Source organism: Algoriphagus sp., from assembly GCF_030694375.1.
Taxonomy (GTDB): Bacteria; Bacteroidota; Bacteroidia; order Cytophagales; family Cyclobacteriaceae; genus Algoriphagus.
This window is the reverse complement of record NZ_JAUXYL010000005.1, coordinates 33,513-45,594: the sequence shown is the minus strand read 5'-3', so window position 1 is coordinate 45,594 and position 12,082 is coordinate 33,513. Positions and strand designations below refer to the sequence as shown.

The 12,082-nt window shown below is 41.9% G+C and carries 7 protein-coding genes; 3 read left to right on the top strand and 4 right to left on the bottom strand.

All coding sequences use genetic code 11. The features are described from left to right. Positions 1–4 precede the first annotated feature (4 nt). Positions 5–1,150 carry an acyltransferase family protein gene (locus tag Q8M62_RS01035; protein ID WP_304902483.1) on the bottom strand — a complete coding sequence of 382 codons (1,146 nt, stop codon included), beginning with the start codon at positions 1,148–1,150 and terminating at the stop codon, positions 5–7. Positions 1,151–1,391: 241 nt separating this feature from the next. Here Q8M62_RS01035 and Q8M62_RS01030 point away from each other — a divergent pair, with 241 nt between their 5' ends. After that, complete coding sequence (locus tag Q8M62_RS01030) at positions 1,392–2,771, top strand: S8 family serine peptidase (protein WP_304902482.1); 1,380 nt, start codon at positions 1,392–1,394, stop codon at positions 2,769–2,771. Between the two features lie 323 nt (positions 2,772–3,094). Further along, positions 3,095–4,339 (top strand): S8 family serine peptidase, encoded by a 1,245-nt coding sequence (locus Q8M62_RS01025; protein WP_304902481.1) that lies wholly within the window; start codon positions 3,095–3,097, stop codon positions 4,337–4,339. Here the strand turns inward: Q8M62_RS01025 and Q8M62_RS01020 are convergent. Continuing rightward, a complete protein-coding gene (locus Q8M62_RS01020) occupies positions 4,314–6,524 on the bottom strand; it encodes a tetratricopeptide repeat protein (protein WP_304902480.1) in 2,211 nt (736 codons plus the stop codon). The genes Q8M62_RS01025 and Q8M62_RS01020 overlap by 26 nt on opposite strands. A gap of 167 nt (positions 6,525–6,691) precedes the next feature. On the opposite strand from Q8M62_RS01020, the gene Q8M62_RS01015 reads away from it, so the two are divergent. After that, on the top strand, positions 6,692–9,205 hold the full coding sequence (locus Q8M62_RS01015) for a family 20 glycosylhydrolase (protein WP_304902479.1): 2,514 nt from the start codon (positions 6,692–6,694) through the stop codon (positions 9,203–9,205). On the opposite strand, the gene Q8M62_RS01010 is transcribed toward Q8M62_RS01015, so the two are convergent. Next, complete coding sequence (locus Q8M62_RS01010; RefSeq protein WP_304902478.1) at positions 9,202–9,942, bottom strand: SIS domain-containing protein; 741 nt, start codon at positions 9,940–9,942, stop codon at positions 9,202–9,204. The two genes, Q8M62_RS01015 and Q8M62_RS01010, sit on opposite strands and share 4 nt — an antisense overlap. A 15-nt stretch (positions 9,943–9,957) precedes the next feature. Next, on the bottom strand, positions 9,958–12,075 hold the full coding sequence (locus Q8M62_RS01005) for a c-type cytochrome domain-containing protein (protein ID WP_304902477.1): 2,118 nt from the start codon (positions 12,073–12,075) through the stop codon (positions 9,958–9,960). Positions 12,076–12,082 lie beyond the last annotated feature (7 nt).

The window sequence follows — 12,082 nt, the reverse complement described above, 5'->3', positions numbered from 1 at the left end:
TTTTTTAGACTTTGATATAAATCTTTCGTTTGTCCATCCAGAGTCCAATCAGCCAAATTAGGAGCATATAGCTGATCGCAAATAAGAAAGAAGCACTTTTTGGACTTAGCCAGCTGGTAAATAAATTGGAATAAATCTGTCCCTTTAGGGTAGTTTCTCCCATTGGGATCATGGATAGAATAGAGATCACCACCCCTGAAAGAACATAAAGTATCAGTGGATTTCTCCCAAAGGCTTGGAAAAAGTACGTCCAGGAGGTGTACTTACGAAGCTCGATGATAAAAATTAAACTACCCAAAATCAGCAAATCCCAACCTACAGTAAGCGTGACATAGGGGCTTGTCCAGATTTTTTTATTGATAGGAAAGATCAAGTCCCAAGCATAACTCAGTACAATCAATAAAATTCCTGAAACCAAAAGTGTTTGAATCGTGGCAAGGGTATTGCCTTTTCGTTGGATCATCTTTCCTGTTAGATATCCAGCGATGACATTGACGATGGAGGTGAGGGTACTGAGAATTCCCTCAGGGTCAAAGGGAATCCCTTCGCCCATGTACATGCGGCTTTCTCCGATTAAAATCCTGTCCAGTTTGATGGCGGCGTTCCCTGTCAGACTGTAGGGGTCACCCGCATCACCGAAATAGTACATGATTGGCCAATAGGCAATCAAGGCAAGTCCGCTGAAAATCCAACCTAATTTTTCCCCACCCCAATACAGAATCAGGGCAGCAAAGAAGTAGCATAAGGCAATTCGCTGTAAAACGCCCACCAAACGAACCTCTGTCAGATTGATAAATACGATTTCTCCAGCTTCATTGTAATCGAAAAAAGGAAAGGCATTCAACAGCCAGCCGATCAGAAAAATCAGGAAAGTTCGCTTGAATACTTTTTTGTAAAACTGCGCCTTGGGGATCTCCTGAAGCTTTTTCATGGCAAAACTCATGGCATTGCCGACTACAAAGAGAAAGGTTGGAAATACCAGATCTGTGGGCGTAAATCCATGCCAGTCGGCATGTGCCAATGGGGCATAAAGTGCACTCCAACTCCCGGGCGTATTGACGATTATCATAAATGCAATCGTCATTCCCCGGAGTACGTCGAGGGCAAGGTAGCGATTGCTCAAAACCTTGGCTTGTGAATCGATGGTCATAGGTGGGTTTTTCGGGTGAAATAGTTTTGCCTAAGATAAAAGCTTCTTTGAAAAAATCAGGAAAGTGTCATTTAATAAAGTTAAAATTTATCCTGAGAATAAGCGTTTGCCAAATTTAATTTGGTTTTTTTTGCGAAAAATCCCAAAAATCTTTTTACATCGAGTTAAGTTCAAAAGTTTTGTTTTGGTAAATTGTGTCTTATTCCAAGCATACATTTTTAACCATTAAATTTTTAAAGAGATGAGAAATACTTTGATTTGGGGAGTCCTTACTTTCCTGTTGTTTAGCTGCACTGGTTCAAATAAGTCCAATCAAGGGGAGGAACAAATCACAAAAAGCGTAGATGATCCACTCAACCCACTAGGTATTGATTCCGCTTTGTTGATAGAAGGAGAATATTTATTTTATCTCAATGAGGATATATACCCTCCGATAATTTCAGAAGGAGACTCGAGTTTTTTCACTAAAGCCATTGATGAAAAGGAGCTTTTGAACAGAAAAAACACGATTACTAGTGATATGAAATCTGAGTTTAATTTGACATTAAATGAGGACGATATTTTTATTACCACATTTTCTGGATTTTTTGTTTCAGATATATCTGAGGACGTGGCACTTCAGATCTTGTCTAATACTGGAAAAGTTTCAAGAGGGCAACAAAACTTTTCAATTCAGAATATCAGAGCAAGGATGCAAGGTGATGGGCCTGTTTTGCAAAATATTAGAGCCAGAATGCAAGAATGGCAGTATGATGAAGATCTACATACCAGCATGGGTGTCTTATTTGTCAATCCAAATTCAAATACCACTTCCTCTCAAAGTAAAGTCTGGATTGTAGATTCTGGTGTGGATATCAATCATCAGGATTTGAATGTGCTAGCAGATCCTCTTTTTTCAAAATCTTATGTTCAATCCGAGCCAGATCCATTATATGATTTGGTTGGCCATGGAACTCACCTTGCAGGGATCATAGGAGGAAGAGCACATAACAATTCCAATCCTGATTTATTGGGCATGAATGGAGTTTCTCCCGGGGCTCCAATTGTCTCATTGAAAGTCATTAATTGGAATGGTGAAGGAACCTGGACTAATGTTAAAAAAGCACTTTCCCGTATTAGAGATAGAGGTGCAAGTGGTGATATAGTTACCTTAAGCCTAGGTGATCTTCTTCCTGGCCAAGGTCAAAATCCTAATTGTAATTTTCACGGGGATTTATTAGATCAAATCAAAGCACTAGCCAATTTGGGTATTTATGTGGTGATGGCGGCTGGTAATACAGGTATATCTTCCACCAGATTTTATCCGGCTTGCTTCGAGTATCCCTTAAATGTTTTTACTGTGGCCTCATTAAACGTTAACTATGATTTTGCTACAAATCAATTTTACCCACCGGCGTTTTCTACGTATTCCAATTTTGGAAGACCTACTATTGATTATGTAGCCCCCGGAGATGTCATATTTTCGACATTTCCAGGAAATCGATATGCCGTATTATCCGGAACTTCTATGGCTACGGCAATGGTGGCGGGAATTATTCATTTAAAAGGAGGCCCACCTAGTGCAAATGAAACATTAACCGGCCCTCCAGGTAATACAATTTATCCCATTGCTAAATATTAAAAACTTAGGCTGTTGCTCTTGGTGTAATAGCAAAATCAATAAGGAATTAGAGGTGTGTTCCATTTACTAAAACTTTGCTCATTATCTTAAAAAAGTTAAATTAATCTTTTTAAAATTTAAAAGTTCATGAAATGCCCATTTGAAGAGTTTCTCACACTGGAATGATTATCGACCATGCGAGATTCCCTGTCCGAATACAGGCGGGCATGTGGCCTTAAAGAAAAAATTATAAACACATGAAATGCCCACGAGAAAAACTTCACACACAGGGGAATGATTATCCAGGGCATTCCATGTGACCAAAAAAATCAATTTATAAACAGATGAAATACCTATACATCCCTTTTTGCCTTTTCTTTATTTCAACAATTGCCTTTTCACAGGGTAAGTCCTATGTAGTCCTGATGAAAGAGTCCTTTGAGGCTCCTGTGCGAAAAGCAAGGATAGACAATGAAAACCGGGAAAGTCAGGAGCGTGCAAACAAGTTTAACAGAGACAGAAAACTCAATCGAGTGAATGAATTTGCCAGAGAGAAAGGACTTTCTGTACCTCCAAAAAAACAATTTGCAGATGCAGGAGTGGGTTTTATTGCAGTATTGAGTGAAGCACAAGTCCTTGAATTAGGTCAAGATCCTGAAGTACAGGGGGTTTTTGAGGATTTTACGATGCAGACAAGAGCCAGAATGCAAACTCGTGCACGAATGCAGGGCGAACCGGCCACTGCAGAGGATATTTATAATCCGGTCATCAAGGCAAGTGCTGCAATCACACATCTTGGAGGCTCCCAAAAGTATAGTGGAAGAAAATCCAGTATCTGGATAGTGGATTCCGGAGTAGATAGTCGGCATATAGATCTGAATGTGAGTAAAAGTCAAAAGCTGACTGCCTCATTTGTCGATGGAGATGAAAACCCTTTGGTTGATTATGTTGGGCACGGAACTCACTGTGCAGGTTTGGCAGCAGGCAAAGGCAGCGGAATTCCGGGAGTTACAGGCATGTCCGCCGGTGCTGAAATAATTCCCATTAAAGTATTGGATAAAAATGGAGAAGGATCTTGGTCTCAATTGATTTTAGCACTGGATCATATTGAGAAATTTGGACAAAGTGGAGACGTAGTACTGATGAGTTTAGGAACCGAAATTTTGGATAATTGTACCAATTCAGATCCAATGTTGAGTGAATTGATTCTTGACTTAGGCGCCAAAGGACTTTTTGTTGTAATGTCGGCAGGCAATGTCGATAATCAAACTTCATCCAACCAGTCCAGCCAAAATTTTCCAGGCTGTATCAATGGCCCAAATGTTTTCACAATTGGTTCCTATGCGTTTGATTACAACGGGTTCACTGCCTTTAGCCCCTATGGTAAATTAGGTATTCCATCAGTCGATTGGATGGCTCCGGGAGAAAATGTGTTTTCAACTTTTCCGGGAAACCAATACGCAACCATGTCTGGAACATCTATGGCAGCAGCTTTGGTTGCAGGTTTGATTCATTCAAAAGGAGGGATACCTTCAGCTATTAGAAACGAATCATTCAATGGAGTTATTTATCCCTTTGCAGGGAGGTAGATGTCAATTTCTGATTTACAGAATCAATGTCTGTCCGAATTTTCTTGAGTATTTTGATATAGCGATTGTCACTTCTCAGTTTTTCGAATGCAGGATTAAATTCTGTGAAAAAGTAATCCCGCCAGCCTCTGTCATAAGCAATTTGGAGATATTTCATAGCTTCGAATGGTTGGCCCTTGACAGCGTAGGCAGTAGCTATATCAAGGGGTAAATAGTAATCTTCAGAACCTAAACTCATCGCCTCTATTTTTACTTGGACTGCCGCATTTAAGAGTGAATCAGCACGTAATGAATCTCCTTTTTTCGTAAGGAGGTAAGCGTAATTGATCGGGGTACTATAGTATTTGTCAAAGCCAACCTTGATGTTACGCCGGATAGAAATATCCCAAACTTTAAATGCCGAATCATAATCCCCCGAATAAAAAAGGATAGATCCAGCTACCCGTAAATTATATTCCGCGCTGTCCTGTAATGAAATATTCCCCAGAAGTTTAAGGGCTTCAGATTTTTTTCCTTGTTCTATTAGCGAATTAGCCTTCAACTCATAAGTGACAGGGTTTTTACTGATCTCGAGGCTTTTGTCAAACCATTGATTTGCTTCATTTTGTTTCCCCAAAATCTTGAATATCCACCCAATATTTTGATAGGGTAAATGGGAGTTGGGACCGAGATTGGATGACTTTGTTTGGAGTTGAAGCGCTTCGAAAAGGTTGCCTTGGACAAAGTCAATTGTGGCTAAGTTTCCAATCGCATCACTCAGATTTGGATAAAAGGAGAGTGCTGTCTCCAACGTATTTTTGGCTTTGGTGTATTGCCCGAGATCATAATACACAATGCCTCTTGCACTATATCCTTCTGCAAGTTTTGGTTCAAGTTCAAGTGCCTTTGAGCTCATTTCCAGGCTCATATCATACCAATTGCCGTTAGGCTCGTCAAAAGCGATTTGGAAGTATGTTTTTGCAAGTAGCGTATAGGCCAGCGCATAATTAGGATCGAGAGCAATTGCCTTTTTCAACAATTCTGCAGCATCAAAAAATAATTGAGGATCTCCAAACCCTTCGTTATATAAACTTTTTGCTCTGAAGAGCAGGTCATAAGCTTCTGCACTGGAAGTTTCTCCCTTACCGATTTGGATGGATTCCTCAGCGGTTAAGTTCACATCCAGAATTTTAGCAATTTCCCTTGCTATATCATTTTGTAATTGCGTTAGATCGGTTCCTTCTCTGGTATATTCATCTGTCCAGATATTTTTATTTTCTTTTGCATCTATCAATTGCAATTTAAATCGATACCCAGGGTTAAGCTGCTCCACTGTACCCTTGAGAATGGTAGTCACTTGAAGTGCTTCTGCAATGGAATCAAGCGGGAGATTATGATTCTTATAATCCGCCATTGTCGAATAAGAAATCGTCTTGATGGAATTTATTTTTGAAATTTGACCGATGAGGTTTTCTGTCAATCCATCTGTGAAATAGTCCAATTCTGAGCCTCCATTGAGATTTACAAAGGGTAAAACAGCAACTGATTTTTCCTTTTCCCAAACTGCCCCATTCCAAAAAATAGAGTAAATCAGCATGGCAACCAAGATAAAGACTCCGCCAATAGTTACCCATGACTTCCATGGGTTACTTTCCTGATATTTTATATTATTCAGGATCTCAGCACGCTTGGGCACTTCAAGTGGAGGATTTGTCAATGAATAAAGTTCAATGGTCTGGGAAACATTTTTAAGATTGAAGCTTCCAATTTTGACCGTTTGGAAAAATTCATCGTGGACGATCTCCTTACAAACCCGATCTGAAAAAACAATACTCGAAGGGACACCGACACTTTGGATTCTTGAAGCGACATTCACAGCATCTCCAAAGACGTCGCCGTGATCAAATATTATCTCTCCGGACTGAAGGCCAACCCTAAGCTTGTATTTTGATTCCGCCAGACAGATTTTTTGGATTTCAAGACTTGCGCTTAGGGCTTCTGGCACGGTTTCAAAAACGGCGAGTATACCATCCCCCAACTCTTTGATGATGGTTCCCCGGTAATTTGCCAGTACCTCTTGGTGGATCTTCAGATTGAGCTTCATTAGCTCAAAGGCAGCATTTTCATCTTGTCCCATCAATCGGGTGTAGCCGACGATATCTGAAAAAAATACTACGGATGGTTTGCGGTTAAGCTCTGTCTGCATAAAAGTGCTTTCCAAAAGCGATTTCAACGCTTTTTCAACGGTTTAAGCTAGGTATTTTTGTTTAGGATAAAAACAGAATGGGGAAAGTGATTGCACTTTACTTTGGGGATAGTATATTTTTTTGATAAGGGCTATATTTAATTTTCAAGCCCCAAGCTCACTCGTCTATGAATAAAGTATTGCCGCTATTACTTCTATTTCTTTATACCCAATCTTGGGCTCAAGTGAATGCCAAGTGGGAAATTCTGGAAAACAAATTTGAAAACCCGGAATTTCACCGTGCGAAACTGACTTTATCCAATACTGGCTCATCTGATCTTGATGCAGGTTGGAAGCTCTATTTTAACTCTGTTTTCATTTCAATCAAAACGCAGGTTCAAACAGAGCCTTTTCAGATCCGACACTTGCAAGGAGATTTTTTTGTTTTGGAGGGGAAAAACTTAAGTCCCGTTTTCAAACGGGGAGAAGAAATCTCCATTACCTACCAATCAATAGGTCCTTATCTGAAAAATTCCTACGCCCCCGAGGGGTTGATTTTTCAGAATGCAGATGGGACTCATTTTGAAATAAAAGAGTATCAAGTGGAGGCCATAAGTCTAGATCAATTTAGAGAGATGGCAGCTTCCACACCTCTGCCAATTCCGACCGCAGCAAGGATTTACAGTCAAAATGAAGGCTTGTCTTTACTTCCCAAGGAGCAGCTTCCTCCATTTCTTCCCACTCCAAAGTCTTGGAAATACACCGGAGAAACCCTGAAAATCAAGAATGCAGGATTGGCCGTGGTGGGAATTCCGGAATTTGAGGAAGCTTCAAAATTCCTCCTTCTAGCAATAAAGCAAGGGTACAAACCCACGGTAAACAGGGCAGAGGCTCCTATTCAAATCCGGATTGTCAAATCTTCAGAATTGCCTGTGGAGGGGTATAAAATTTCCATAGCAAAACGATTAGTCTTTATCTCTGCTTCTTCACCAAAGGGGGCAATGTATGGGGTTCAGTCTTTCTTGGCGATGATGCCTGCTGATTTTTCAACACGGATAACTGATGAATTCATTCTTCCGCAGGTGGAGATTGAGGATTATCCTGCCTATAACTATCGGGGGTTTTTCCTAGATGTGGCCCGTAATTTTCAACCCAAATCCCAAATTTTGAAGCTATTGGATTTGATGTCCATTTACAAACTCAATGTCTTTCACTTCAATTTGGCTAACGATGAGGGATGGAGATTGCAAATTCCGGGTCTGCCGGAATTAACTGAGTTTGGAAGTAAAAGAGGATTTTCTGAAGATGAATCGGATTTTTTGTGGCCTTATTATTCCTCGGGAGCTGATCCTAAAAAAAGTCAAGCTGGATCTGGGTTTTATACAGTTTCGGATTTTCAGGAAATTTTAGCTTACGCAAAAGGGCTTCAAATTGAAGTCATTCCTGAATTTGGTGTGCCGGCACATTCCAGAGCGGCCATATTAGCGATGGAAAGTCGCTACAGCAAATTGCTAAAAACCGGAAAAACCTCCGAGGCCTTACAGTATCGATTGGCCGAGAATGATGATCAGAGCAAGTACCTTTCTGCCCAAAACTTCAGAGGAAATACGGTTTGTGTCTGCCAGGAATCAACCTACGCTTTTTATGAAAAGCTAGTTTTCGAAGTGAAAGCCATGTATCAAAATACCGGTGTAGAACTGAAAAATTGGCATACCGGAGGTGACGAAGTACCAAGAGGAGTGTGGACAGCTTCCCCGACTTGCAAGGACTTTCTAGCTAAAAATCCAGACATCAAATTGGAAGATTTGAATGACTATTTCCGGAGTCGTGCAGCTTCCATTTTGAAGAAAAATGGTTTGGAAATGGGCGGTTGGGAGGAAATCGGACAGACTCATTCTGGTAATTCCGTTGTACCGAATACTAAGTTTGCTGATCAAAATTGGCGACTCTATGCCTGGAATGCCGTGGCAGGCTGGGGAGGAGAGGATATGGCCTACAGGTTGGCAAATGCCGGCTATCCGGTTGTGATCTGCTCTAGTGCCAATTTCTATTTTGACTTAGCCTATGATTGGGACCCGAATGAGCGTGGACATACTTGGAGCGGTGTGACCGATATGTATCAGGCTTGGAAGACGGTGCCCGGCAAACTTTACCTTTCGCATGATCAGACGATTGAGGGAAAGGAATGGAGCTGGGCATCAGTCCAAGCATCCTTCACAAAGTTGAGTCCTGAGGGTAAAAAAAACATCATCGGAGTGTCAGGGCAACTATGGACAGAAACAGTGAAAAGTCCTGAGATGCTGGAGTATTACCTTTTTCCAAAAATGCTTGGGTACATCGAACGGGCTTGGGTAGGAGATCCTGCATGGTCGAATGCGGAATCTGAAGAAGAAATGAAGACAAAAAGGCTAGAAGAATGGAATGTTTTTGCAAATCTGATCGGACAAAAAGAGATTCCCCGATTGGAAAAACTCCGAGGGGGCTTCAATCATCGGATTCCAAAATCTGGAGTAATGGTCAAAGACGGGATGATTTATGCCAATGTGCAGACACCGGGATTGGTCATTCGATATACTCAGGATGGGTCTGAACCAAGCGAGTCCTCAGCGATTTATTCCAACCCAATTCCGCACAAAGGAGGGGAGAAGTTTCGTGTTTTTACTCCTTCCGGAAATGCCGGCGCTTCAATCTTTCTGGATTAAAGGATTTTAACCTGCGATTTGTATTTGGCGATGAGGGAATCATTGTAAGCCTCGCCATTATCTGAATTAGAACTGTTGAAAATTTCAGGCACAGTTCCATTTTCCAAAAGAATGGCAGTCGCCTGTACCATGATGGCATTGAGCAATGCCGCACCAACAACGGTAGAAGTCGCTCCGACTTTTGATTCCAAACCTTCCAATTTGATCGAAGCGTCGCCAACTACACCGCAGGTGTCCAAGAAAATATCGCTTACTTGAAACAGCTTAAGACCCGATGAATGCCTGGAATCCACTGCTTTGCTGTGTGCATGATTTGTAAGTGCGATAACTTTTGCACCTTTTTTTTGCGCTAATTGAGCCATTTCAATACTGACCGAATTTCTTCCTGAGTTGGAAGAAATGATGAAAACGTCCTTGTTTGTTAAGGAATAGGACTTGAAAAGTTTTTCAGCGTAGCCCTCTCTTCGTTCCACCTCGGTACTTCCTGATGCATCCTTGTGAAGCATTAAATCCGGGTCGAGGATTGGAATCACTCTCGCAAAGCCCCCTGCACGATAGAAGATCTCTTCGGCAAGCATGTGGGAATGTCCCGTTCCACTGGTATATATCCAACCTTCACTGGCAATGGATTCAGCAATCCATTTTGCGGCTGTATAAATTTCTTTTTCCTGACGGAAAGCGTGTCGGAGTTTTTCGAATACCACATCTTGATATTGCTTGGATGGACTTTGGCTCATAGTAGGGTTAGGGGATTATAAATTCAACAAAATCTCATCCACAAACACCCACCCTTTTGCTCCTGCTCCGGGATGCCAAGCTGGCAGTTTTGAGATTGGTTTCAGTCTGACTTTAAGTTTGTCGAAGGACACTTCGGGTAGTGAATAAGTTAAAACACCAAATCTCACCTCTTCCAATTTTGAAGAGACTTGGGTTGGAGTTTGGGTGATTTTCTGCCAACCCGCCTGTCCACCTGTCCAGATCTCAACCGATTCCGGAGGGAAAATATAAGCTCCTTCATTAAGTAGAAAACTCAAGCTGAGGTATTTCGGAGCGGAATTTTTTTCCAGAAAAATCTCAATCTCCAGTGTCGTGTCTGTAAAACCCAGCCAATCCCCAGAGGTGTGATTGGTTTTTCCTTTTATCCCATCAAACAGCGAAGTGGCTCCTTTGGCCTTGTAACGTGGGTTTGGCTCAAAGATGAGCTGGTAGGATTGGGGTTTTATTCCTTCTTTGAATACTAAATTGGAGGTGATTCCACTGCCTTTCCAGTCTGTGGAAAAAGCTTTTGCACGTATCTGAGCTGTTTTTTTGAGCCAGATTGGACCGGAATAAATTGGACTTTGAATGCTATCCGGTTCGGATCCATCTAATGAATACCGGATCTCAGCGGTACTAATCGGGTGGGATAGTATCAGCTCCATGGAATCCTGAAACAGGGTCTTTTCAAACTCGATTTTTGGTGGATTTAGGGCGTAGATAACGCCTTTTCCATCGAACCCAAAATCAATTTGGGCCTGTGGTAAACCCTTTTTGAGCTCTTGCTTTGCTTTCTCATCCAATCCGGAATTCCAGAGAAAAAGCTTTCTTACCTGTTTTAGTTTACTGAGTGCAGAGACGGAGGATGAGCCAAATTCATTTCCTGAAAGCGCAAGGTTTCGGAGATTTTCGAGGCCTTCCAGATTTGAAAGTTGCTCCGGTTTGACTCCGGTGAAGTTGAGCTGAAGCTCTTCCAAATTGGGGAAGTTTCGCAGAAAACTCAAATCAACAGTAGCAAGTGGCATCCGATTTAGATTCAATCTCACTACCTGCTTGTTCACTTTTTTCAAGTCTTGAAGTGAGGCTGCATCAAAGGTGGAAATTCCATAATAAGCGACTTCCAATGCCGGTGATCCCGGAAATACCGGATTTACCTTTCGGAAGAAATTGTTCAGCTTTTTGATATCTGAATCCGAAGCCGGGCCAAAGCTATACGTTTTCTGATTGGAGAATCGGTTTAAAGCGAGCTGGAAAAGCGGTTCTTCGGATTTTAGTTCGGAGACCTTTTGATCAAAGGAACTCCCTGCGGCCACCCAGGCCTCTAGTATCTCAATTTCCTCATCGGTCAGTTGGGTTTTATTCTTTGGAGGCATGTGTTCTTTTTCATCTTTTGGGAGATTGATCCGCTGAATCAAAAGTGATTTTTCCATGTCACCCGGAACAACAAAAGGCCCGTTTTTTCCACCTTTTTGCAATCCGGCTAACTGATCCATCCGAAGTTCCCCTTTGACTTTGCCTTCCTTGTGACAGGCGATGCATTTCGCTTCCAAAATGGGCTGAACCAAATGCTCAAAAACCTCCGCATCTTCCAACGCAACAAATTCAGTCTCCTTCGACTGAATTGGAGCCAAAAGAAAATCTTCGCCATGGGTCAGATTTGCCCCGAAATGACCGGTAAGAATTATTGCAAGAGCCAATGTCCCTGTGGAAATCCGAAGAAAATTGGCGGACTTTTCCCTGAAAAAGTAAATCAAAACCGAAAGCGTTAAGGAAGCGAGTCCTAGCCATTGATGCCAAACTAGCGCATCTCCATCGTAGTCTTCTGTGGCAAGGATCAATCCCGCCACGACTGTGATTCCGGTCAGATTTCCCCCAACCAATAAAATTTGGGCACCGGCATTTTTTAACCGTTGATCCGAAAGCCAAAGCAAGCCGACCGCCATCAACAGCAGTACAATCGGGAAGTGAAGGATAAGCGGGTGAGCTCTTCCCAATACTTGCAGAAGGGCGGGGATTTCCAGTCGATCTCCGGCCAAACTCAGCACCAAGGCCAATCCCAGCCAGAAGAACAGGAGGTTTTCAAGAATCGGAATAATCCGGGAAACTTTAGGCATAAATGGG